Raw genomic sequence first — 20,377 nt, forward strand, 5'->3', positions numbered from 1 at the left:
CACGTCAGTGCGAGCGGCGTGCCGCGCCTTGATTGGCCCCTGGCGGCGGGCCTTCGCGACCCATTACCGTAGCGTCAACAGGCCCTAAACCAGACCGGTGAACTTCAGCACGTTCCAGAAGCTGATCTCGTTGCCGATCATCGGCACCCAGCCCGCCGGCGCGGCATGGCGGAAGGAGCGCGGGTCGGCGTCGACGACGCCGTTGAACACCTCCATCAGGATGCGCCCGCCCACCGGGCCGAGCTGGGAAATCGAGCACGGGCCGGTGACGTAATCTTCATCGTTCAGGTCGCGCTTTCCCGCCTCGCGCCAGTAGTCCAGCACCGGCTTCTGCGCCTCGGCCAGGATGTAGAACCACAGCGGCGTCTCGGTCAGGAAGCGCTTGTCGGCGCTCTCGATACTCTTGTAGGTGAAGCCGTTGAGCCCTTCCTCGCGCACCATCAGATCGTCCGGGTCCAGCGGCTTCTCGTGCAGCTTGGCGGCAAAGGCCTGGCCGGTGGCGATGGCGTAGCTGGGCAGGTTGCCGCGCTTGAGATTGAGCGCCGCCAGCGACGCGCCATTGCCTACGCTGGGTGGCAGGGCGGCCAACGGGTCCACCAGCGAGGGGTCGATCTTGTAGGCCCACTGCAGGCGCACGGCGGGGTTGTTCTCCACCGGCTCGGGCCCGTTCTTGACGGGGATGGCAAAGCTGGGCGTGAAGAAGCGGCCCCAGTCGTCGATGACATGCGCCTCGGGCAGCGGCTGGAAGCCGATCAGGCTGTCATCGTTGAGGTCGCCGCCGTCGAAGATGAGCTTCTTGGTCGCGCTGTTGAGCCGGTAGCCGCGCCTGACCATCGAGTGCCCGTAGCGGTAGGCCGCGCCGACGAACTCCTTGGGCAGCTGGGTGCGCAGCGTCGGCACGTAGAGGTCGTAGGCCGCGTCGCCCAGCGCTGCACGGCGCTGCGTGAAGAAGTCGTAGGTGTGGGTGTTGACGATGCGCAGCAGATAGTCCTCCAGCACGACGCGCTGGTAGGTCCAGGTGACCTCGGCGCGGGCGCGCTCGAAAAGGTTGCCGGTGTCACCGCTGGCGGCGAGCTTGGCGACGACGGCGTTGTGGAACTTGATCATCGCCAGCTGGATCTGGCAGACGATGGAGTTCTCGTCGTTGCGCTTGTCGCCAATGATGGCGCGGCCATTGGCCGGCTGGCGCATCAGGTCCTTGCCGCTCGGGTCGATCAGCAGCGTGGCGCCGTCGGCGGCGTACATATAGGGCTGGTCCTGTGGGCCGGCGCCGTAGACGCAGTCCAGGTCCAAGGCCGGGTTGCGCAGGTTGGACGCGGCGTCCGTGGGTCGGGAGAAGGACGAGGTGATGTCCAGCGTCAGGTCATGGTCGATGAACTGGCCGAAGTAGGTGTAGCCGGCCGGCACCTTGAGGTTCTCCTCGGCGTCGGCGCCGTCGTTGAGTTCGTCGTCCGGCACGATCATCAGCGCGGCCAGTGCGTCGAGGCTGGCGTCGCTGAAGGGCTTGTGGTTCTCGGGCAGCAGGCGGGTGAACTTCTGTTCGCGGGTGCCGAGCAGGCCGTGGCCGTTGTTGGGGGTGGTCATGGCGGTCTCCTGAAAAAAACGAGGGCAGAACGGCATGCTGAGCCGGTGGTGAGGACATTGAATCCTCAGCCCTGTGGAGAAAGCATCTCTGGCATGCTTCAAGCTAGGGGTTAGGTAGCCCCGATTGCCCTCAAGCTGTCGCGAAGCCAACATGGAGCTGCCTCCCCATGCTTGGCCACCAAGCTGACCAACAAGTGAAGAGAGATGGAACTCACTCCGAGAGAGAAAGACAAGCTGCTGCTCTTCACCGCAGCGCTGCTCGCCGAACGCCGCCGCGCGCGTGGGCTCAAGCTCAACTACCCTGAGGCCGTGGCCTTCATCAGTGCCGCCATCCTCGAAGGTGCGCGTGACGGCAAGACGGTCGCGCAGCTGATGAGCGAGGGCCGCGAGATCCTGACCCGGGCCGACGTCATGGACGGCATCGCCGAGATGATCCCGGAGATCCAGGTCGAGGCCACCTTTCCCGACGGCACCAAGCTCGTGACCGTTCATCAACCCATTGCCTGAGCCCTTCCCATGCGCAAAATGATTTTGCTGCTGCCGTTGATCGGCGCTACCGCCTTGGCCCACGACGGCCACGGCGCACCGGGTGTTCATCTGCACGGTTGGGATGGCGTCGGCATGACGGCCCTCGTCGCCGCCGCCGGCTTCGCGATCTGGTGGTTCGCCAAGGGCCGCAAGTGATGGTGCCGGGCGAATTGATCACCGCCGAGGGTGAACACGAACTCAACCCGGGCCGCCGCACGCTGACGCTGAAGGTCGCCAACACCGGCGAGCGGCCCATCCAGATTGGCTCCCACTACCACTTCGCCGAGACCAACGCGGCGCTGGGCTTCGATCGCGAGGCCGCACGCGGCATGCGCCTGAACATCTGCAGCGGCACTGCCGTGCGTTTCGAGCCCGGGCAGACGCGCACCGTCGAGCTGGTGGACTTGGCCGGCGACCGGACGGTCTACGGCTTCCGTGGCCTCGTGCAGGGCAAGCTATGAAGATTTCCCGCAGGGCTTACGCCGAGATGCTCGGCCCCACCGTCGGCGACAAGCTGCGCCTGGCCGACACCGCCCTCATCATCGAGATCGAGCAGGACCTGACGCTGCGTGCCGGCGGCTACGGCGAAGAGGTCAAGTTCGGTGGCGGCAAGACCGTGCGCGACGGCATGGGCCAGTCGCAGCGCGTGAACGGGCCAGGCCCGGGTGACGCGGTCGACACCGTCATCACCAACGTCGTCATCCTCGACCACTGGGGCATCGTCAAGGCCGACATCGGCCTGCGCGGCTGCCGCATCGCGGCCATCGGCAAGGCCGGCAACCCCGACGTGCAGCCCGGTGTGGACATCGTCATCGGCCCCGGCACCGAGATCATTGCGGGCGAGGGCTTCATCGTCACGCCCGGCGCCATCGACACCCACATCCACTTCATCTGCCCGCAGCAGATCGAAGAGGCGCTGATGAGCGGCGTGACCACCATGATCGGCGGCGGCACCGGCCCCGCCACCGGCACCCTGGCCACCACCTGCACGCCCGGGCCCCATCACATCGCCACGATGCTGAAGGCGGCCGAGGCCTTCCCGATGAACCTCGGCTTCATGGGCAAGGGCAACGCCAGCCGCCCTGAGGCGCTGATGCAGCAGATCGATGCTGGCGCCATCGGCCTCAAGCTGCACGAGGACTGGGGCACCACGCCCGCGGCCATCGACAACTGCCTGAACGTGGCCGAGCTGACCGACACGCAGGTCGCCATCCACACCGACACGCTCAACGAGAGCGGCTTTGTCGAGGACACGATTGCCGCCTTCAAGGGCCGCACCATCCACAGCTTCCACACCGAAGGCGCGGGCGGCGGCCACGCGCCGGACATCATGCGCGTGGTGGGCGAGGCCAACGTGCTGCCCAGCTCCACCAACCCGACGCGGCCGTTCACCGTCAACACGCTGGACGAGCACCTCGACATGCTGATGGTCTGCCATCACCTGGACGCCGGCATCGCCGAAGACCTGGCCTTCGCCGAGAGCCGCATCCGCCGCGAGACCATCGCCGCCGAAGACATCCTGCACGACCTCGGCGCCATCAGCATGTTCTCGTCCGACTCCCAGGCCATGGGCCGTGTGGGCGAGGTCTCCTTACGCTGCTGGCAGACCGCGCACAAGATGAAGGTGCAGCGCGGTGCCTTGCCAGGGGACGGCGCCGACAACGACAACGCCCGCGTGAAGCGCTACCTCGCCAAGCTCGCCATCAACCCCGCGCTGGCCCACGGCATCAGCCACGAGGTGGGCAGCATTGAAGTCGGCAAGTGGGCCGACCTCGTGCTGTGGAAGCCCGCCTTCTTCGGCGTGAAGCCCTCACTGATCCTGAAAGGCGGCTTCATCGCCGCCGCCGCGATGGGCGACGCCAACGCGTCCATCCCGACGCCGCAGCCGGTGCACTACCGGCCGATGTTCGGCTCGTTCGGCGCGGCGCTGCAGCAGGGCTCGCTGACCTTCGTCAGCCAGGCGGGGCAGGGCAATGTTGAGAAGCTGGGCCTCGCCAAGATGCTGGTGCCGGTGAAGGGCTGCCGCTCGGTCAAGAAGGCCGACATGCTGCTCAACAACTACCTGCCGGTCATGGAGATCGACGCGCAGACCTACGAGGTGCGGGCCGACGGTGTGCTGCTGACCTGCGAGCCGGCGAAGGAGTTGCCGATGGCGCAGAGGTATTTCTTGTTTTGAACTGCGACTGACCACTGCTCGCGCTATTGATTCACCAACGGAAGTTGGGTCGAATTCAGCACACCTATACAGCCGGACTAGGTAGCTTGAACTTTGGGTTCATGAAGATGATTTGGTCCAAATCAGAAAAGAACGACATCAAGTTGTAGAGCGTGATCGGCGCATTGCCGGGATGAGCCCCATGGCAGCGCATATCGAAGCAACTGCCCAGTCGAGTGTGCTCGTTCGTGTCGATCATTCCCATCCCCTCAATCACCCAGAGTAGCGGGCGATCAAAGACCTCTTGAAGTTCAGCAATGCTATTGACCGAGTCGATTTTCTTGAACCTCTTGTACCGACCGTTTGTGGCTGCAGCCATTTGCTGAGCCATGTTATTGAACTTGTCCAGACCTCCGTGTTCAAGCACACGTTGAATGCGGTCAATAGCCGCGCTCCACCCGAGGACGACGGCCGCTCGCAGATGCCCGTTTTTCGCGCACGCAAGGGCTTCCGCAAGATAGTCGCTTTCATCTGCGTTGGAGAGTCCAGCAAAGAAAGCATCAAATGACGATGACCCCTGACCGCCAAGCGCCCCTTGCTGCGACGGAATGAGGAGGTCATCGTTGAACGGCTTGATAACCAACTCAAGGGCTGCAAGGTAGCTGGCGACTCGATTGTTTGGTCCACTAAGCTTGATCAGGCGCGTGAACTGAGCGCCGTACTTCTCAAGCGTTTCCTGCGTCAATGAATGCTTCAGCTTCGGCGCAAGGTCTTTGTGCCACTCTCCGCCCAGTGCTTTCGCTTCTGAACGCAGTGCAGTTTTCCCGACAGTCGGTACTTGCTCTGCCTTGAGTGATTTCCGTAGCGCCTTGGCGCGCGCCAAGAACGCTTCAAGCGTTTCGTGACCAACGCTCACGACAGCTTCTTCACTACTTCGGCCAAGGCCTTCCTGCCTTCATCAGAGAGCCGCAAATCGGTGACGTCTTTTGACCATTCGCCGAAGTCGAAGATCGACGCATTGTTCTTAAAGTTTTTCGTGAAGTTTGGGGCGTCAAGACATTTCCGCATCCTGCATTCTTCGCGTACAGCCTCGACGGTGGTAGTGAACTCTCCATCCAATAGTGCCTGGTGTAGCGCCTGAAACATTGCGATCCGCATCTGGCCGTCAGACATGCTCGTCGCCCCGAAATCGGTGATCAGCAGCTCGAAGTTGTCACCCTCTTTGTAGAACACGTTATTTATGTGTTCCAGAGTCACTCCGCCGGTCGCCATGAAGCGCTTGGTCTTCATGTGAAGGTCCGACATGTTGATGTCTGAGCCACCCCCAACCTTCGGCTGCGCGCCGAGAGAACGGGAGGCGCCGAGGTCAATTGCCTCTGCCAACTTCTCCTCAGCGTCAGCGGCCTTAGCTACCTTTGATTCCTGCTTTTGGTCGGTATGTGCGGGCGGCGGAGGCTTTGGTGGGGATTCGCGCTTTGAGAGAGCGTTTTTCAAGAGCATTTCGAAGCACATCACCTTCAACGGCTCAGGGACGAGCGCCACGATCTCAACGATCTCCTTGATTTCCTCTTTGAGGTCCGCCATGGTCCGCACCTAACTGAAAAGTGATGCTGAATGTTACTGGGTTCAGCGTGGCGCCATCAGCGCGCTTGTCCGACCACCTGCACCAGCCGATGACATTGCCGCGCGACGACGCGACGTCGCCACGTCATGCTCATCAAGCTCCTAGGTCGGGGTGAGCGTGCGAACCCCGACATCTCGGGCGGCGGAATGAGTTAGGGTTCACTCCGCTCACCCCAACTACGAAAAGCCCGATGCGCTACCGCCGCGCCGACACCCCGGGCGCTACCTACTTCTTCACGTTGAACGCGGCCGACCGAAGCGGGGAACGTAAGCTCGTTGCTCGTTGCTCGTTGCTCGTTGCTCGTAGCTCGTAGCTCGTAGCTCGTTGCTCGTAGGTTGGGGTGAGCCTGCGAACCCCAACATCTCGGCCGGCAGAATGCGTTGGGTGCAATCCGTTCACCCAACCAACTCAACTGCCGAACCAAACGGCGCCTCAAAGCGTGAACACCAAAGATGTACCGGCCCCCATTTGGGCCATCGCCATCACATGCTGGACATTCACCTTCGTGACAACGGCTCATCTGTGGATGGGCAGTTCCGCTGAAGCGATAGGTGCGCCGGGAGGAGGCGTTGGCCTGCTGTTGAAGACGGCCTTGGCTTCGGGGCCTGGTGCGCTCGGCTACTGGCTCATCAAGGGTCGGCGATGGGTGCGGTGGTTGTTCCCACTCCTTGTTTTGGCAGCCTTGCTGGTGGTAATGGGTCAAGTTCTTTGCCCGGGCCTTGGGCCGGATGCTGACGAAGCCAACTGCAGTCACAGTGTTTGGCCGGCTGTCTATCTCTTGGCCACTTTGGTGATGACCATCGCAGTGTTCATCTACACCTGGAAGCCAGCGTATCCATCCGATTGATGGGGTGGGCCGGCAGCTCGTAGGTTGGAGTGAACTTGCGAACTCCAACGTTCGGGCCGACAGAATTCGTTGGGGGTTACTCCGTTCACTCCAACCTGCCGAACTTTATAGTCGGGCATGCGCTTCAATATTGCGTCCTTTGCGCTACTCGCGGCTCATGCGTTCATCGCATCACCGTGTGCAGCGGAAGAGTCCGACACAGGCTCGACTGTGCGTCCCGCCAGACCTTCCGCTGCAGCCTTGATCGCCACACCGGAGTCAGGTGCGGCGTTTTCGGGGCGTCCGCTAGACCTGAGCGTCCGACGCTCGATGTTTTCTGCTCAGGCGCCGCATGCTGCCGCGCAGGGCGAGGACAGTCGCCTGGGCAAGGCGATTGCAGCGACAGCAATCCGGCCTTGCATCTCGCCGGCCAATCGTGAGGTCTACCAACTCCCGACCGTGCCGCCGCCGCAGGAGCCGACCTCGGTGATCGACGCTACCGGAAACACCGCCTTCGCTGCTACTTCCGCTGTCTGGCTGGTGACACAGGCTGTCAGCGGTGCCTGCAGAAAGTAAATTCAGCTAGTAGGTTGGGGTGAGCCTGCGAACCCCAACATCTCGGCCGGTCGAAGTAAGCGTGCAGGAAAGTCAGATGACGTCGGGCGAGGCGCCAGATCGACGATCCTGCGCTACTTGGATGAGGGCGAGGCTGACGAACCGGGTGCAGAGGGCGGGCTCATCACAACGGCAGCTTTGGCTAGGCCCTCTTCCTGTGCGATCTGCATAGCCGGCAAGACGTACTTGTATTCCACCTTCGAACTGCCCGTGACATGAAGGTCGATCGGCCTGCCACTGGATTTGAGCTCGCGCAGTTGCACTCGCAGATTCGCGAGAGCAACGGGCTTGCCTGAGAGGATGTATTGACCGGTGTCAGTCACCACGAGACGTACATGGCGTGGCTCGGCAGACTCTCCCGATGTGACAGTGGTACTCATGGTTAGGGCGAGAGCGGCAACCATTAGCCTGGCGTCCAAAGAGAAGAGCCTCTTGCTTTCGTTCCTTGTCGACATTGCATCCACTTCCGGCTACTCAACTCGGCATATGTTCTCTTAGGGAAGGCTACTAGAAACCGGCCTACCTTGAGCGGCCGCTCTTGGCCGAACTCGGAGGTTCTCACAGCCCGTAGGTTGGGGTGAGCCTGCGAACCCCAACATCTCGGCCGGCAGAATCCGTTGGGGTTCACTCTGTTCACCCCAACCTACGAAAAGCCCGATGCGCTACCGCCGCGCCGACACCCCGGGCGCTACCTACTTCTTCACGTTGAACGCGGCGGACCGCAGCGGGCAACTGCTGACTGACCACATCGATGCCCTGCGGGACAGCTTTCGCACCGTTCGCAGGTCACGCCCGTTCGTGCTGGACGCAGTCTGTGTGCTGCCCGATCACCTGCACCTGCTGATGACATTGCCGCGCGACGACGCCGACTTCGCCACGCGCATCATGCTCGTCAAGCAGGGCTTTTCGCGGCGGATACCGGCGGGCGAGCGCATCAGCGCCAGCCGCGCGGCCAAAGGGGAACGTGGGCTCTGGCAGCGGCGGTATTGGGAACACCTGATCCGTGACGATGCCGATTTCGAACGGCATGTGGACTACATCCATTTCAATCCGGTCAAGCACGGCCGGGCCGAACGGGCGGCGGACTGGCCGCACTCCAGCATTCATCGCTTCATTCGCGAAGGCGTTGTCGATGCTGGGTGGGCAAGCGTGAGTGGCGCGGAGATGGATGCGGGCGAATAGAGCGTTGGGGTTCGCTGTGCTCACCCAAACCTGCGGGTGCAAGGTGCCGTTGCCGCCCAGCCCGCCAGGAACTGCACCAGCAACCCACCGGCCTGCCCGTGGCGATGCTGTCGGCGGCGCTGCCGGAGGCCGTGCCGGCGAAATGTCCAGGTGGGCCTACGGCGGGCCTTCGGTGAAGCGCGACGGGAAGGCGCGGCGCTGCCGTGCGTGTGAGTTCGGATTTCTCCGCGCCCCTGAGTCGATCCCAGTGAAGTGCGGCCTACCAGCCGATGTCCTTCAGCAGCGCGAAGGTCAGGTCCTGGGGCAGAGTGACTGCGTGCAGCAGATCGCCGTTGATTGCCGGCTCCATCAGCAGGTTCGGGAAGGCGATGGTGTCGAAGTGCGATACCGACGACCCGCTCTGGAACGGATTCGGCGCGAACAGGCGGGCTCGGCCGAAAATGTCAGCACCGGCGTACTGCGAGGCATTCACGCTCATCAGCGCGGTGACGCCCGAGGAAGTGCGCGTCCGCTTGGACAGTGCGGTCTTCAATAGATTCCCGTCGGCCAGGGACACGCTGATCACTGGGATCGTCACTGTCGGGTCGGCACCGCCCAGGGCGGGCGCGCTTCCTGCGACGTTGTTCACGACGATCGCACCGATGGCGCCCGCGTTCTGCACGTTCTTGGCCTTGATGGCGAAGGTGCAGGTGCCGCGGTCCACCAAGGCGATGCGGCCATTCACGGCCAGCGCGTTGGCGGCGCTCAATGGGTTGCAGGCCAGACCCGTCGAGGTGCCGGTATCAACCACCGGCATCAGCGTGCTGGTCACGGCGGACGACGACAGCGGCGCGCCGAAGGAGGCCGTGCTGATGTTGTACGGCCCCGCCGCGGAACCGGCCGCGGGCCCGCCAATCGTGAGCGAGGGCGTGCCCAGGCTCAGCACCGTGGGCAGGCTGGTCAGCACCCCGGCTCCGCTCCAGGTCAGCTTGCCGGTGTTCAACGCCGACTCCGCACGTTGCGAGTTGGTCATGTCCACCCACAGCAGCTTGGCCGTGTCGTCATAGATGTAGTGATCCCAGATCGACGGACGGTTGTCGAACTGTGCACCGCTGCTGCCGCTGGTGAAGGTCTGGAAGCCCAGGCCATGAGCGAACTCGTGCAGCAGCACGGTGACGAGGTCGACGTTCGGACCGTGGTTGTTGTCGAGTCCGAGGTAGAAGGGCGAGCCTGGCAGGCAATCTGCAAACAAGCCGAGGCGCGAGTTGAAGCGCGCGCGGATGTCCTGGCCATCGACCGGGTCGCCAGCGCTCAGGTTCACACCGGCAAGCTTGTTGGCGAGCGCCTGGGGATACCAGGTGTTGACCTTGGCCGCGCCCGCAAAGTCACGCCATATGTTCCATGCGCCGGCGCTGCCCAGAACGGCGGAGGTTGCAGTGCAGGTCAGCGGCTCGAAGCTGGCACGGATGACGATGGTCTGCGAGCTGGTGAGCGTCGCACCCCAAACGTTGGCCGCGGTCTGGAAGGCAATCAAGCGCTGCTGGCCGAGTGTCGTGCCGGCGTTGCCACCCACGGGAGCTGCAGGCGTCGGGTCGTTGAACCCTTCGCCCGCGGCGTTCAAGTTCTGGATGACGATGGTGGCTGCGGCCTGCGCCTGCAGGACAGAGGCGGCCAGCAGGACGCCCGCCAGTGCGCCCAGGAACTCACTTTTCTTCATGGCTGTGCTTCCCGCGAGATTGATCAACGGTGGAGACGGCGGCCTTGGGGTCGCGGACCAGCTTCTCTGCGGTTTCCTTCCCGGTCACGCACTGCATGTCCAGCGAACCGTCCGCCTTGCGGGTGACCACCGAATATGACAAGAAGGCATCGTTGACGCGGTAGCGCACGCCGTTGGTCGTACGGATTTCAACCGGATCGCGGGTGTCGGGATTGGTTCCCGGTGCGGCAGCGGCCGCATCAGCGCGGGCCTTGGCGGCGGCCTCGTCCATCGCCTTCGCTTCGTCGGCCGTGGGCGGGCGCAGCTGGCCCGTCACCGGGTCGCGCACGATGCGCATTCCCACCGCATCGGCCGCAAATACCGGGGCCGACCCGACGAGCACCGACATGACGGCAATCAGACCCGCAGCCTTGAACTTGATTTGAGCCATGGTGATCATCCTCTCGTGTCAGACCGACCTGCGGCGCGCCTGCACCAATGCAGCCAAGCCCAGTGCCACTAGCGCAAGGGTCTGGGGTTCGGGCGCGGCATTTGATTCGGCCGCGGCCACCATCACGGTGTCGATGCCGATGTAGTTGGATGTGTCGGCGTCGCCGAAGTACTCAAAGGCGAAGCGGCCTATCGCGCCCGCGCCCAACCCGGGCAGCATCACGGTGTACGCGGTCCAGTCATCAACCAATGCCACCGTCGGCGACAGGCTCTCGGTGACGACTTCACTGCCACCCTGGGCGGTGGCGCCGGCCAGCACGGCAAAGGTGTCGGAGAAGCCCGCACCCGCGGAACCGTCGCCGCGGACATAGAACGTCAGGGTCACATCGGACTCCAGGGAGAAGTACGGTGTGATCAGGAAGTTGTCGATGAACCCGCCGGGAGGAGCGGCCAGGTAGTTGGAAGCGATGTAAGCGTTGGCAGCGCCCGCCTGCGCGGTAAACGCCGTGGTGTTGTCGCCCTGGAACCAGTCGGTGCCGGAGCTGGGTGAACTGACGTTGGCCAGGACCCAGCCCTTGCCGGCCAGGGTCGCCACGTCGTCGAAGCTCTCGCTCAGGAGGACACCCGCTTGCGAAAGCGTAGCCAATCCCGCCAATACGAAGGCTGCGCCAAGTCTTGTGATCTTCATGAACACTCCGAATTAACCGCATTTGGGTTGGAGGCGCAGGCCGTCTCGGAGCAACCACTCTTTCCGGCCGCAACCTCGCCGGCCTGGGCAGTTGGCGAGAAGTGCCTGTCCAGTAGCCCTCGCGACAAGACCAGTCAGTCACTGCATCCGTCCGATTGGCGAGGCTAGGTTCGTGGTTGCCTCGTGGCAAGCCCTCTTGTTGGGGGGAAGCTGGCAACGTACTAATGAAGCCGCTTGAACATGCGCATCAGCCGACCGTGCCGGCGCTACCTACAGCACCAAGCAGGCGGCATCCGCGCTGGCGTGGACATGCTGCTGCCGGCCCCGCCGCTGCCTTCACATCCTCTACCCAACTTCGCTCAGACCTTGTGCGCGTTCCCGGCGCCTGCACGCTTGCGCAGCAGGTGAAGCAGCGGCAGTCCGCCCGCCAGCAGAGCCCAGGTGGTCGGCTCGGGCACAGCGCTGATGGTCAGGCTGGCTGCGGGGCCAGGCAGCCAGTTCCAGGCCGCTGGCGCGTTCGCGTCGCCCCGGATGCCCAGGTGGGTGGTGATCAAACCGCCTTCGGGATCGCGGGCGTTGCCCAGCCCGAGTGCGCCGAGAAAGCCATTGGCCTCGTTGTTCTTCTCCGAACCCGCGTCGTAGCCGTACAGGTTGATCGTGACGGTGCCGGTGATGGTCGACAGGTCCAGGCCACTGACGCCGATGAAGCCGTCATTCGTCCAGCCCAGCATGCTGGCAAACGACAGCAGGTGGTGGGAGGCATTGGCATTCACCATGACCGTCACGGAGTCCTGTTGAGGCAGGGGCGCAGACAGCGGCGCCGCAACGCTGAGCACGCTCGTGCCGACAAGGGCGTTGACTTCATTGAGCAGGAAGCTGCGATTGCCGCCTTCGGCAATGCGCCAGATCGTCTCTGGCGCAGCTTGGCCAACGGTGTAAGCCGTGTAGTCAGCGCTGTGCGTGATGAACACCGGTGGCGAAAGCCGCTGGCCGGTCTGTGCCGTCGCCGCCCCCGTGGCCGCGGCATTGCTCGTCAGGTTCTTGAACGTGATCTGGTATGCCGGTGCTTGTGCGGCGGCCCCTTGAGGAAGCAAGAGGGCAGCCGCAAGCGCCACTCCGAGGGCGCCCAGCCGATGGGGCGTGATGGCTGTGCGGTGGGGGGCAGGGGCGGCGTGATGTGCGTTGTTCATTCGAGAGATCTCCTGTTGGTTGGCACGCAGGGCAACACCCTGCGTGCTGCAGTCGCCGCCGGGGCACAGGCATTACTCCCTAGCTTCATACGAGCCACTCAGATGGGGGTGTTCGTGTAAGGAGCAGGACTGCAGGTCGACCAAAGCGCCCGCGGAAAAGCCGAAAACCGGGGTCCCAGCCCGTTCGTTGGCAAGACACCGCAAACACCAACATTTCGGCGGCCCCCGAACACGACACCTTCGGTGTGCAGACGTATTTCCAGCACGCCAGGGATCAGCCGGATTTAGGGACTGACGGCGCCTGGGTAGACGCATAGCCTTCGGCCACTACACAAGGAGCCCGACATGCGCCTCTGCCTCAAAGTGCTGCCCCTCGCGCTGGCAAGCTTGCCCACCTTCGCGGCCGAACTGAGCCAACAGAATCTCGGCGCCACGGGCGCTCTCGTATCGAGTTGCGCCGGCCTGGCCACCGGCGCCTTCCCGACTGAAGGTAACTTGTTCGACTGGCAGCCGGGCCTGTCCAACTGCAACGCCGCCTCGACCACCACGCCGGGACAGCAGCTGGCGACCAGCGGCACCTACAACCAGGCAACGCCTGCCATTCAGGCGGACTCGCATGGCAGCGCTACCTACGGCTCGGTCGGGATGTACGCACATTTCCGCGCCAATGCCAGCGCCGGCTTCGCAGCGGCCGAAAGCACGGCAGGATGGACCGACACGTGGACGCTGATGCCGGCCAACCCGGCCCAGGTCGGCCAGAACGCCGTGGTGAACTTCAGCGTCCATCTCGACGGCGTGCTCGATGGCCTGCCCATCGGCAACAGCTACACCCGGATCGGTAGCCAGGTCTGGCTCAACAACGCGCCGGTTGGCGGGCAGAGCTTTCGCGCACAAGGCCAGGGGCAGGGCGGCTTTCCGTTTCACCAGGTGATTGACCAGGACGTCAACTTCAGCGTCACGGTCAAGCTGGGCACGCCGTTCGAGTTGGGTGTCTTCTCGCGAGCGTCTGCTGGCACGGCCGGCGCCGGGCCGAACTGGTTCAGCGAGGCCACGAGCGACTTCGCCAGCACGCTGACATGGCAAGGCGTCAGCGGCGTCACGGTGGCCGGCAGTGCCATCGGCTACACGCTGAGCAGCCAGAGCGGCATCGACTGGAACGTGCCCTATGCGCCGGTTCCCGAGCCCTCGGTGGCGCTGCTGCTGGGTGGCGGCCTGCTGGCGCTGGTGCTTCGTCGGCGCGGCTGAACAGGCCTGTGCGAATGGCGACTTCAATCGATCTCGGATCGCGAAGCCCGACGCCTTTCTGAGATTCGCCGAAGGAAGCGCGCCGGTTTGCGTCAGCGGCAATCGAGCGAGGCGCGCCCCTGATTCGCGCCTGGCGCGAAGCCGTACGGCACAGAATCCCGGCATGCAAGTGCCCCACCGAAGACTTCTCGCCCTTACGCGCCGCCACCCGTCGGCCATTTTGCTGATCGTGCAGCTGGTGGGCCTGCTGCTCTACCCGATCCTCGAATCGACGCGCGCCGGCCCCATCGCCTTGAGCGCCTTCGGCATCACGGTGCTGATCTTCACGACCGGCATGGTGCGCCGCACGCCGGGCCTGACGTGGCTGAGCGTGTGCCTGGCCTTGCCGGCCATCGCCATGCTGGTGCTGCAGGCCGTGCGGGAGATGCACTGGCTGCAGCCTTGGTCCGCCGCACTGGAAGCGCTGTTCTACTTTTATGCCGCCGGCAGCCTCGTCGCCTACATGATGAGCGACATGCATGCGACGACCGACGAGCTGTATGCGGCCGGCGCGACCTTCACACTGCTGGCCTGGGGCTTTGCCTACAGCTTCGTGGTGCTGCAGGCGGTGCAACCAGGCAGCTTCTCGGCCGCCGTCAACGCCGAACAGCCCCGCACCTGGTCCGAGCTGATGTTCCTGAGCTTCGCGCTGCTGTCCAGCACGGGCATCGGCGACGTCATCCCGGTGCGACCGCTGGCTCGGGCTGCGACCAGCCTGGAGATGTTCGTTGGCGTGGGCTACCTGGCGGCCGTGGTGTCCAGGCTGATCGGGCTGACGCTGCTGCGCCGGGGGTCTGCGTGACCGCAGTGCCCGGAACTGCGCAGAAGACAACTCGAGGGCCTTCCATGTCCTGGCGCCTGTGTTTGCTTTTGAGCTTTGCCTGCCTGCTGTCCGCCTGCGGCGGTGGCGGGTCGAGCAGCGACGCGACGCCGGCCGTCACGCCGCCGCCGGTGGTGATCACGACCAACTACGTCTACGTGGGCACGCTGGAGCGCGACAAGTCCATCACGTCCAGGATCACCGGCATCAACTACCCGTATCACGTCTACCTGCCGGAGAACTACGCGACCTCGGGCAAGAGTTATGCGGTGATGTACGCGACCGACGGGCAGTGGAGCTTCAATGCGTTCTCGCAGCTGCTGGACAAACGCCGTAAGCCGATGATCCTGGTGAACATCGAGCAGGGCCCGGGTGACCGCCGGGCCATCGACTACACCGTCAACGGCGCGCCGGCCTATGCCCGTTTCCTGAAGGAGGAACTGGCGCCGCTGATCGAGGCCAACTACCGCACGACCGGCGTGCGCAGCTTCTCGGGCACGTCCTACGGCGGGCTGCTGGGCTCCATCCTGCTGAGCACCGAAGCCGTGGGCACGCCCTTCTTCAGGAACTACCTGCTGTTCGACGGCTCCTTCTGGGCGTTGACGGCCAGGAACATCCAGGACGAACAGGCGCGCTTCGCGGCCAACCCCCGTCTGCCAGTGCACCTGATCCTGACCAGTGCGAATGCGCCGGGCAACGTGAACGACGTGATCGCCTACGAAGCGCGCTACAAGGGCCGCGCCTATGTGGACCTGCTGATCCAGCGCAAGGACTTCAACATCGCGCACAACGACGTGGGCGACCCGTCGTTCGATTGGGCGATCGATCAGATCGACTAAGGTACGGACATGTCAGGCATCGAGTCCCTGGCCAACCTCGGCCCCAAGTCCGCCGCGATGCTGGCAAGCGTCGGCGTCACGACGCTTGAAGAGCTGCGCGCGCTGGGCGCCGTCGCCACCTACGCCAGGGCCAAGCGGGCCGGGCACAACAAGGTGTCGCTGAACCTGCTTTGGGCCCTGGAGGGTGCACTGATCGGCATGCACTGGCGGGACGTGGCGCGCGAGCACCGCACCCGGCTGCTGATGGCGCTGGAGGATTGCGGGTAGCGCCTTGCGGTGACACCTGCATCCGAGCCACCCCGTCCATCACGCCGCTCATGTCCTGCTCGCTCAGCCTGCGCCACTACGGCCCCTCGCGCGGCAGCCACGAACACGACCACGCCCAGGTGCTGTGGACGCTGGACGGTGCGCTGGAGCTGGAGGTGGACGGCCGCGGCCAGCGGCTGGCCGCAGGGCAGGGCTTGTTGATCCCGCCCGGCGCTCTGCATGACTTCGAGGCGCCGCAGGGCAGCCATTGCCTGGTGCTGGACACGGCCGACCCGGTCTGGCTCGACCGTGCGCTCAGCCCCGGGCACAGCCAGCCCGTGGACCATCTGGCGCGTTTCCTGGCCGCGTCACTGCAGCAGGGCCTGCCGGTGTCGCAGGCTCTGGGGGCGCAGCTGCTGGCCCAGGCCTGGGGGCCGGGAGAGGTGCGCGCCGTGCTGTGCAGTGGCCGCCCCATCGACTGGGCCGGCCTGCAGCGCTGGCTGCAGACGCGTCTGGCCGCGCCGCTGACCGTGGCCGACCTGGCGGCCCGCGCGGGCCTGGCCGAGAGCCAGTTCCGCGCCCGCTGCCTGGCCGCCACCGGCCTCACGCCCATGCAGTGGCTGCGCGCCCGGCGCCTTGCGCGCGCCCGGGTGCTGCGCGCCGCCGGCCTGCCCGTTGCCCTGGTGGCGCAGCGCGTGGGCTACGACTCGCCCTCGGCGCTGACGGCCGCACTGCGGCGCGAGGCGGCTTCGCCGGACCGCTGACGCGCGACGACTGCCCGGCGTTGCGCGACGACGCCGGCCCGAGACTGGCCGGCATGTTGACCAAAGCCGCCAAAGCTGACGCCCTCGCCCTTGCGGCCATCGCGCTCTGGGCCTCGCTCGCGGCCCTGGGCGTGTCGCTAGCCCATGTGCCGCCCTTTCTGTTGACGGGCCTGGGCCTGCTGGTGGGCAGCGTGCTGGCGCTGCCGCTGTCCCGATTCAAGCTGAGCGCCTGGGCGGTGCCATGGCGCACGCTGGCCATGGGTGTCTACGGCCTGTTCGGCTTTCACCTGCTGCTCTTCATTGCACTGCGCACGGCGCCGGCGCTGAAAGCCAATCTCATCAACTACCTGTGGCCGCTGGGCATGGTGGTGCTGGCGCCGCTGCTGCTGCCGGGTCTGCGCTGGCGCGCGGCGCAGGTCGGTGCGGCTTTGCTGGGCTTTGCGGGGGCGGCGGTGGTCATCCTCGGGCGGTCGGGGTGGGCTCTGGACGGCGGCTGGCACCTGGGCTATGCGCTGGCCCTGGGCTCGGCCCTGGTGTGGAGCACATATTCGCTGGCCACGCGCCGCCTGCCAGCCTTCCCGACCAGCGCGGTAGGCAGCTTCGCAGCGGTGTCGGGCCTGCTGTCCCTGGCCTGCCATGCGCTGTGGGAGCCCTCTGCCAACTTGAGCGCGCGCGACCTGGTGCTCATCGCCGCGCTGGGCCTGGGGCCGCTGGGCGGCGCCTTCTTTTTGTGGGATGCAGCGCTGAAGGCGGGCGATCCGCGGCGCATCGGCCTGCTGGCCTTCCTGACGCCGCTTCTGTCCACCGCCGTGGTGATCGTTGTGACGGGCCAGCCGTTGTCGGCCTCGCTGGCCGTGGGCGGGCTGATGATCGTCGGCGCGGCGTTCTGGGGCAGCCGGGCGCCTTAGCCGCCGATCGCCCGCCTCAGCCCCGCTCCCGGCGCTGCGTCGTCGAACTGCACCGCCCCGCCGTCCGGCCGCTGCACCACGCCCAGCTCGCGCCAGATCGCATCAAGGTCGACCGGCATGGGCTGGTCCTTCATCTCGGTGTAGAGGTCGCTCAGGCTGGTCTGCTTCACGGCGGCATCGGCCACGCCGAGGAATTTGGCGGTGCTCCAGTCTTCGCCGTAGTTGCCACCGGCTGAGAGAACGCCTTGCAAGGCCTGCTGCAGGCCGAGGCGGCCCTGGCTGGCGTGGCGGATCTTGAGGTCGGCGAGCAGGCAGAAGATGGCGCCGCCCCAGTAGGTTCGGCCCCAGGTGTGCGTGCGGTCCAGGCCACGGTCGCCGGCTTGGGGCAGGCCCTGGGGCATGCCACGCGAGAGTTCGCGCCAGAGCTGTTCGGCTGAAGTGATGCCGGCACGGGCGCGGGCCACGGTCTCGACATAGGTGGCCAGGCCCTCATGCAGCCAGTCCTGAGCGCGCGGCAGCCGCGGCACGGCAACGTGAACCATCTCGTGCACCAGCACCCAGTCGTCGAGGAACTCGGTGGCGCCGGTCTCACGGCCGACACGGGCGCCGACGAAGAGGGCGGGGTCGCGGTCGGTCACGCCGCCACGAACGCCGCGGCCTGGCGCAGCCGTCAGGCGCAGCTCGAAGCGGGGCGCGGGCAGGCGGCCGAAGTAGCGCGCGATGGCGTCGGCGCTGCGCGTGATCCAGAGGTGCATTTCCTTGCGCGTGGCGACGGTGAAGTCGCCTGAGAGCTGCAGCGCGATCTCGCCACCGCCGATGCGCAGCGGCGAGCCGGAGGGATCGGCGCTGGCGAGCAGGCTGGCGCCACCCACGAGTGGCAGCAGACTCAGGCGGCAAAGCTCTCGGCGCTTCATGGCCCCGCCAGTGCAGCACATTTCGGCCCCGGCTGCCGAAAGCTTTTGCCTGTGCGGCCCTCCGTGTCGAAGGTCTGGGCGGTGGTCGACATGGGGTGGGCTGCCTGATTGGGCGCTGGCGCGGCGGTGACTGGCCGTTAGGATGAACGCTTGGATCTGCAACCACGCACCGAGCCACACTTCCAGAAGGAACAGCCAATGCGCAAGGGACCCTGGGCAAACACACTCGCCGCCTTCTGTCTGCTGTCGGCCTGCGCCGCCGGCGCCCAGCAAACCCGCCCGGCAAACTTGGAGCGCGTGGAGGTGGCCGGCAAGAAGGACGACCTCTCCGCGTGGGTCCGGGCCGAAAGCCAGCGCTTCGTCGTGTACTCCGACGCCAATCAGGAAGACGTCACTCAATTGCTGGACAACCTGGAAAAGCTCGACCATGTGCTGCGCCTGTACACCCGGCCTAATCATCAAACCAAGGGCAAGGCCGAGCAGCAGGAACCGAAGCTGACGCTGTACTACCACAGCCGAGTCTCGGCCTTGCGTGAGGTCGACGCCAGCGTGCCGGCTGATGCCGTGGGCCTGTACAGCAGTTGCGCTTCCGGCGTCCAGGGGTTCGGGGTGCATCTGGAACGCGTCCCCAGCCTCGCCGACGAGCAACTCGACCGGTCACCGCTGGACGACACCCTGTCCTATGTCTTCGAGGCGTATGCGCGGCACTTCCTTTATCGCCACACGGACATCCGCATCCCGACGTCGTTCGTCGACGGCTTCGCGCAGTACTTCTCCGCCGCGCGATTCTCGGAAAAGCAGATGGTGGTGGGCCGGGTGCCGAAGGACATCGGCGGCTACCTGCGACTTGTCAGAGACAACCGGGTATCCAGCCTGGAATATGGCGACGTCCTGGAGGAGAAGCTCGCCAACGCCCACAACGATGCCGGACCGGGCGGGGCGCGACTGGAGTTCGAGGCGAAGTCGTGGCTGTTGACGCACTACATGCTGTCGTCGGACGACAGGCGCCAGCGCCTGAACCGCTATCTCGGTCTCGTCGACCGCGGCGCCTCCCCGACGACAGCCTTCGAGCGGGCCTACGGCCTGAAGGCATCCGAGATCGACCAGGTGATGTGGCGGTATAGCCTTCGGGGCACGGATGCCCTGCGTGTGGCGCTCCCATCGCTGCCCGCCAGCCGGGTGAGGTTTCATGCGCTGCCCCGTGCGGCAGGCGAATTCGTGCTGGCGGATGCCGCCTTGAAGGCGTGCCCGAGCCGGCCAGCCGGGGAGGCGCTGTTGAAGAAGGTCGCAGGGCTGGCGGCGCAGTTCCCGAACGACGACCTGGCCCGCCTCACCTTGAGCCGGGCGCAGATCGACTGGGGGAACCCGCAGGAGGCCCTGCCTGCGCTGAATGCCGTGCTGCAAGGGGAGGACGCCAATTTCGAGGCCCGGTATCTGCTGGGCATGGCGAACCTGCGCCTGGCCGAGCGCAACGAGGGCGATGCCAGGCGCGCCTATCTCCAGGCTGCTCAGGGCCACCTGCAGCGCGCCCGCGGCTTGAACCCGCAATCGCCGGAAGCTGCCTTGGCCGCCTTCAAAACCGAGGTGGCCGCCACGGATGCCCCGGACAGCGCAGCGCTGGAGGGTGTCATCTCGGCCTGGCAGACCGCACGCGAAGTCGACGCGCTCGCGCGCTCCGCTGCGCTGGCCTACGCCTATGCCGGCAATGCGGATGAGGCCCACCATACGCTCGTTTCGCTGGCGCAGAACGTGCGCGACGCGCCTTCGGCCCAATGGGCCAAGCAGTGGCAGGGCCGCCTCCAAGCAGGTGTGACCCGCGGCGACATCCTTGCGGAGATGCGTCGCAACCCGGCGCCCGACGCGCCGTTCAAGGAGTGGACCATCGACAAAAAGGATGTGTTGCAAAGCGTGGAGTTCATCTCCAACGCGGAAGCCTCGGCAGCCTTCCTCGAGACCATGGCGCTTCGTGCTGGAAAAATCGAGCAGCAGATGCAACTGATTGCTGCCGCGCAGGGGCTGCGCATGGAAGCCATGAGGCGGCGCAAGCTCGCGCCGGACAGCACGAAAAGGAATTAGCCATGGGAT

At 65.4% G+C, this 20,377-nt stretch carries 22 protein-coding genes; 13 read left to right on the top strand and 9 right to left on the bottom strand.

Features of this window, described 5'->3' with window-relative positions; genetic code table 11:
• Positions 1–84: 84 nt before the first annotated feature.
• The gene (locus ASC91_RS08470) at positions 85–1,584 is read right to left on the bottom strand and encodes a peroxidase family protein (RefSeq protein ID WP_162247754.1); all 1,500 of its coding nucleotides are present in this window, start codon (positions 1,582–1,584) and stop codon (positions 85–87) included.
• Positions 1,585–1,788: 204 nt separating this feature from the next.
• On the opposite strand from ASC91_RS08470, the gene ASC91_RS08475 reads away from it, so the two are divergent.
• Genes ASC91_RS08475 through ureC form a run of 4 tightly spaced genes read left to right on the top strand, consistent with a single transcriptional unit; the run spans position 1,789 to position 4,288 of the window.
• Positions 1,789–2,091 (top strand): urease subunit gamma, encoded by a 303-nt coding sequence (locus tag ASC91_RS08475; RefSeq protein WP_056195107.1) that lies wholly within the window; start codon positions 1,789–1,791, stop codon positions 2,089–2,091.
• 9 nt (positions 2,092–2,100) lie between these two features.
• A complete protein-coding gene (locus tag ASC91_RS29995) occupies positions 2,101–2,268 on the top strand; it encodes a hypothetical protein (protein WP_200955252.1) in 168 nt (55 codons plus the stop codon).
• Entirely contained in the window at positions 2,268–2,573 is a 306-nt protein-coding gene (locus tag ASC91_RS08480; RefSeq protein ID WP_056195110.1) for an urease subunit beta, read from the top strand. The genes ASC91_RS29995 and ASC91_RS08480 overlap by 1 nt, the downstream gene beginning before the upstream one ends.
• Positions 2,570–4,288 carry an urease subunit alpha gene (ureC, locus tag ASC91_RS08485; protein ID WP_056195113.1) on the top strand — a complete coding sequence of 573 codons (1,719 nt, stop codon included), beginning with the start codon at positions 2,570–2,572 and terminating at the stop codon, positions 4,286–4,288. The genes ASC91_RS08480 and ureC overlap by 4 nt, the downstream gene beginning before the upstream one ends.
• 64 nt (positions 4,289–4,352) lie before the next feature.
• Here ureC and ASC91_RS08490 read toward each other — a convergent pair whose 3' ends face one another.
• The gene (locus ASC91_RS08490) at positions 4,353–5,183 is read right to left on the bottom strand and encodes a hypothetical protein (RefSeq protein WP_157281342.1); all 831 of its coding nucleotides are present in this window, start codon (positions 5,181–5,183) and stop codon (positions 4,353–4,355) included.
• A complete protein-coding gene (locus tag ASC91_RS08495; RefSeq protein ID WP_056195118.1) occupies positions 5,180–5,851 on the bottom strand; it encodes a hypothetical protein in 672 nt (223 codons plus the stop codon). Before ASC91_RS08495 ends, ASC91_RS08490 begins: the two co-directional genes overlap by 4 nt.
• A 479-nt stretch (positions 5,852–6,330) precedes the next feature.
• On the opposite strand from ASC91_RS08495, the gene ASC91_RS29330 reads away from it, so the two are divergent.
• A complete protein-coding gene (locus ASC91_RS29330) occupies positions 6,331–6,738 on the top strand; it encodes a hypothetical protein (RefSeq protein WP_157281345.1) in 408 nt (135 codons plus the stop codon).
• A gap of 668 nt (positions 6,739–7,406) precedes the next feature.
• Here the strand turns inward: ASC91_RS29330 and ASC91_RS30875 are convergent.
• A complete protein-coding gene (locus ASC91_RS30875) occupies positions 7,407–7,787 on the bottom strand; it encodes a biopolymer transporter ExbD (RefSeq protein ID WP_082532537.1) in 381 nt (126 codons plus the stop codon).
• Between the two features lie 202 nt (positions 7,788–7,989).
• On the opposite strand from ASC91_RS30875, the gene ASC91_RS08500 reads away from it, so the two are divergent.
• Positions 7,990–8,514, top strand: coding sequence for a transposase (locus tag ASC91_RS08500; protein ID WP_056195121.1), 525 nt, complete (start codon positions 7,990–7,992; stop codon positions 8,512–8,514).
• Between the two features lie 259 nt (positions 8,515–8,773).
• On the opposite strand, the gene ASC91_RS08505 is transcribed toward ASC91_RS08500, so the two are convergent.
• The 4 genes from ASC91_RS08505 to ASC91_RS08520 form a co-directional block, all read right to left on the bottom strand.
• Positions 8,774–10,210: a PA domain-containing protein gene (locus ASC91_RS08505; RefSeq protein WP_056195125.1), complete on the bottom strand. Its 1,437-nt coding sequence runs from the start codon at positions 10,208–10,210 to the stop codon at positions 8,774–8,776.
• The gene (locus tag ASC91_RS08510; RefSeq protein ID WP_157281351.1) at positions 10,197–10,640 is read right to left on the bottom strand and encodes a post-PEP-CTERM-1 domain-containing protein; all 444 of its coding nucleotides are present in this window, start codon (positions 10,638–10,640) and stop codon (positions 10,197–10,199) included. Before ASC91_RS08510 ends, ASC91_RS08505 begins: the two co-directional genes overlap by 14 nt.
• Before the next feature lie 18 nt (positions 10,641–10,658).
• Positions 10,659–11,327 carry a choice-of-anchor J domain-containing protein gene (locus ASC91_RS08515; protein ID WP_157281354.1) on the bottom strand — a complete coding sequence of 223 codons (669 nt, stop codon included), beginning with the start codon at positions 11,325–11,327 and terminating at the stop codon, positions 10,659–10,661.
• A gap of 359 nt (positions 11,328–11,686) precedes the next feature.
• A complete protein-coding gene (locus ASC91_RS08520; protein WP_056195134.1) occupies positions 11,687–12,517 on the bottom strand; it encodes a spondin domain-containing protein in 831 nt (276 codons plus the stop codon).
• 345 nt (positions 12,518–12,862) lie between these two features.
• Between ASC91_RS08520 and ASC91_RS08525 the strand changes: the two genes are divergently transcribed.
• The 6 genes from ASC91_RS08525 to ASC91_RS08550 all read left to right on the top strand — a co-directional run bounded on the left by ASC91_RS08525 (position 12,863) and on the right by ASC91_RS08550 (position 17,378).
• Positions 12,863–13,762, top strand: a complete 900-nt coding sequence (locus ASC91_RS08525) for a PEP-CTERM sorting domain-containing protein (RefSeq protein ID WP_056195141.1) — start codon at positions 12,863–12,865, stop codon at positions 13,760–13,762.
• 163 nt (positions 13,763–13,925) lie between these two features.
• A complete protein-coding gene (locus tag ASC91_RS08530; protein WP_056195144.1) occupies positions 13,926–14,603 on the top strand; it encodes an ion channel in 678 nt (225 codons plus the stop codon).
• Positions 14,604–14,647: 44 nt separating this feature from the next.
• Positions 14,648–15,460, top strand: coding sequence for an alpha/beta hydrolase (locus ASC91_RS08535; RefSeq protein WP_082532538.1), 813 nt, complete (start codon positions 14,648–14,650; stop codon positions 15,458–15,460).
• Between the two features lie 9 nt (positions 15,461–15,469).
• Positions 15,470–15,727, top strand: a complete 258-nt coding sequence (locus ASC91_RS08540) for a TfoX/Sxy family protein (RefSeq protein WP_056195149.1) — start codon at positions 15,470–15,472, stop codon at positions 15,725–15,727.
• Between the two features lie 50 nt (positions 15,728–15,777).
• Positions 15,778–16,470: an AraC family transcriptional regulator gene (locus ASC91_RS08545; protein ID WP_056195152.1), complete on the top strand. Its 693-nt coding sequence runs from the start codon at positions 15,778–15,780 to the stop codon at positions 16,468–16,470.
• Positions 16,471–16,523: 53 nt separating this feature from the next.
• Positions 16,524–17,378 carry a DMT family transporter gene (locus tag ASC91_RS08550; protein WP_056197146.1) on the top strand — a complete coding sequence of 285 codons (855 nt, stop codon included), beginning with the start codon at positions 16,524–16,526 and terminating at the stop codon, positions 17,376–17,378.
• Here ASC91_RS08550 and ASC91_RS08555 read toward each other — a convergent pair.
• A complete protein-coding gene (locus tag ASC91_RS08555; RefSeq protein WP_056195155.1) occupies positions 17,375–18,292 on the bottom strand; it encodes a hypothetical protein in 918 nt (305 codons plus the stop codon). The genes ASC91_RS08550 and ASC91_RS08555 overlap by 4 nt on opposite strands.
• A gap of 150 nt (positions 18,293–18,442) precedes the next feature.
• Here ASC91_RS08555 and ASC91_RS08560 point away from each other — a divergent pair, with 150 nt between their 5' ends.
• Positions 18,443–20,368 carry a hypothetical protein gene (locus ASC91_RS08560; RefSeq protein WP_157281357.1) on the top strand — a complete coding sequence of 642 codons (1,926 nt, stop codon included), beginning with the start codon at positions 18,443–18,445 and terminating at the stop codon, positions 20,366–20,368.
• The last annotated feature ends 9 nt before the right edge of the window (positions 20,369–20,377 follow it).

Source organism: Pelomonas sp. Root1237 (genome assembly GCF_001425055.1).
Classification (GTDB): Bacteria; Pseudomonadota; Gammaproteobacteria; order Burkholderiales; family Burkholderiaceae_C; genus Pelomonas.

What these genes read in the sequence shown, in the direction of transcription:
- ASC91_RS08470 (WP_162247754.1), bottom strand. Translation starts at nt 1,584, where the DNA reads ATGACCACCCCCAACAACGGCCACGGCCTGCTCGGCACCCGCGAACAG.
- ASC91_RS08475 (WP_056195107.1), top strand. Translation starts at nt 1,789, where the DNA reads ATGGAACTCACTCCGAGAGAGAAAGACAAGCTGCTGCTCTTCACCGCA.
- ASC91_RS29995 (WP_200955252.1), top strand. Translation starts at nt 2,101, where the DNA reads ATGCGCAAAATGATTTTGCTGCTGCCGTTGATCGGCGCTACCGCCTTG.
- ASC91_RS08480 (WP_056195110.1), top strand. Translation starts at nt 2,268, where the DNA reads ATGGTGCCGGGCGAATTGATCACCGCCGAGGGTGAACACGAACTCAAC.
- ureC (WP_056195113.1), top strand. Translation starts at nt 2,570, where the DNA reads ATGAAGATTTCCCGCAGGGCTTACGCCGAGATGCTCGGCCCCACCGTC.
- ASC91_RS08495 (WP_056195118.1), bottom strand. Translation starts at nt 5,851, where the DNA reads ATGGCGGACCTCAAAGAGGAAATCAAGGAGATCGTTGAGATCGTGGCG.
- ASC91_RS30875 (WP_082532537.1), bottom strand. Translation starts at nt 7,787, where the DNA reads ATGTCGACAAGGAACGAAAGCAAGAGGCTCTTCTCTTTGGACGCCAGG.
- ASC91_RS08500 (WP_056195121.1), top strand. Translation starts at nt 7,990, where the DNA reads ATGCGCTACCGCCGCGCCGACACCCCGGGCGCTACCTACTTCTTCACG.
- ASC91_RS08505 (WP_056195125.1), bottom strand. Translation starts at nt 10,210, where the DNA reads ATGAAGAAAAGTGAGTTCCTGGGCGCACTGGCGGGCGTCCTGCTGGCC.
- ASC91_RS08510 (WP_157281351.1), bottom strand. Translation starts at nt 10,640, where the DNA reads ATGGCTCAAATCAAGTTCAAGGCTGCGGGTCTGATTGCCGTCATGTCG.
- ASC91_RS08515 (WP_157281354.1), bottom strand. Translation starts at nt 11,327, where the DNA reads ATGAAGATCACAAGACTTGGCGCAGCCTTCGTATTGGCGGGATTGGCT.
- ASC91_RS08520 (WP_056195134.1), bottom strand. Translation starts at nt 12,517, where the DNA reads ATGAACAACGCACATCACGCCGCCCCTGCCCCCCACCGCACAGCCATC.
- ASC91_RS08525 (WP_056195141.1), top strand. Translation starts at nt 12,863, where the DNA reads ATGCGCCTCTGCCTCAAAGTGCTGCCCCTCGCGCTGGCAAGCTTGCCC.
- ASC91_RS08530 (WP_056195144.1), top strand. Translation starts at nt 13,926, where the DNA reads ATGCAAGTGCCCCACCGAAGACTTCTCGCCCTTACGCGCCGCCACCCG.
- ASC91_RS08535 (WP_082532538.1), top strand. Translation starts at nt 14,648, where the DNA reads ATGTCCTGGCGCCTGTGTTTGCTTTTGAGCTTTGCCTGCCTGCTGTCC.
- ASC91_RS08540 (WP_056195149.1), top strand. Translation starts at nt 15,470, where the DNA reads ATGTCAGGCATCGAGTCCCTGGCCAACCTCGGCCCCAAGTCCGCCGCG.
- ASC91_RS08545 (WP_056195152.1), top strand. Translation starts at nt 15,778, where the DNA reads ATGTCCTGCTCGCTCAGCCTGCGCCACTACGGCCCCTCGCGCGGCAGC.
- ASC91_RS08550 (WP_056197146.1), top strand. Translation starts at nt 16,524, where the DNA reads ATGTTGACCAAAGCCGCCAAAGCTGACGCCCTCGCCCTTGCGGCCATC.
- ASC91_RS08555 (WP_056195155.1), bottom strand. Translation starts at nt 18,292, where the DNA reads ATGAAGCGCCGAGAGCTTTGCCGCCTGAGTCTGCTGCCACTCGTGGGT.